This window comes from Actinocorallia lasiicapitis (assembly GCF_054778695.1).
In genome coordinates, this window is the sequence record NZ_BAAGZI010000755.1 from 1 (window position 1) to 1,143 (window position 1,143).

Consider the following 1,143-nt stretch of genomic DNA (forward strand, 5'->3'; position numbering starts at 1 on the left):
CGCCGCGACCCCTTCGACGACCGGCCCGGGCGCGTCCCGCTCGACGTCGAGGTAGCTCCCCCGCCGCCGGACCCGCTCCGCCAGCCCCGCCCCGTCGATGACGATCGGCCGGTCCAGCAGCGCCGCCTCCCACATCACCGGCCCCCACTCCCCGACCACCACATCCGCCGCGGCCAGCAACTCCACCCGATCCGCTCTCCCCGCGACCTCCTCCGGCCCCAGCACCACGAACCCCTCCCCCAACTCCCGCGCCAACGCCGCCGCTCCGACCGGAACGGCCCTGTCCTCGACAGCGGCAGCCGCTCTCGCCGCCGAGAGCACATCCGCTCCACGCGTGTCCGAGAGGAGCGCGACCGAAGCGGACGTCGCCGGAGTCGAGCCAGCCAGGGTCGGCGCGGCCGAAGTCGACGTAGGCGAGGTCAGCGCGGGCGGGGCGGGGTGGTGGAGAACGATCTTGTGGGTGGGTGGGAGGGAGAGGCGGGTGCGGAGGGCGGTGCGGGATTCGGGGGTGGGTGGGGTGGTGAGGGGGTCGTGGCGGGGTTGGCCGGTGGGGAGGGGGTCGTTCTTGAGGCGGAGCGCGGACTTGAGGATCTGGGCTTCGTGGTCGGAGGAGACGGTGAGGAGGTCGATGCGGCGGAGGGTGCGTTCGAGGCGTTTGAGGGCTTCGCGGGAATCCATCTTGGTTTCGGGACGGTCGAAGCCGGTGAAGTCGAGGGGCGGAGCCGCGGGCGTCAGGACATAGGTGGTGGCGGGGCGTTTGCGGAGAGAGGCCGGGAAGCCCAGGTCGTCCAGCCAGTAGGCGGCGCGGGCCAGCCGCCAGTAGTAGGCCCAGGAGTGGCGGTGGACCAGCCGGGCGTCGGCGGGGAAGCCGGAGGTGTCGCCGGTGTGCGACCAGGTGACGTCGGCGCGGGCGTCCGCGGCGCGCAGCGCTTCGTGGACGGCGCGCGGGCTGCCCGTCGCGGCGGCACCGCGGGCGCTCTCGAAGAACACCGCGCCCTCCCGGACGGGCAGGCGCAGGAACACCTTCCGGTAGGCCCAGCGCTTGGCGCGGGCACTGCGCGGCGCGGCCACCACCCGGACGATCCCGGCCCGCACCCGCGCCAACCCCGTCGGCGGAACGGGCCGGAGGATCCGGTGCGGCAG

Annotated in this window: 1 protein-coding gene; it reads right to left on the reverse strand. The window is 74.6% G+C overall.

Translation table 11 applies throughout. The annotated features are described in order from the left end of the window. Window positions 1-1,095: CDP-glycerol glycerophosphotransferase family protein (locus ACYVE7_RS34380; protein ID WP_460370797.1), on the reverse strand; the 1,095-nt coding region annotated here is incomplete at its 3' end. Window positions 1,096-1,143: the final 48 nt, after the last annotated feature.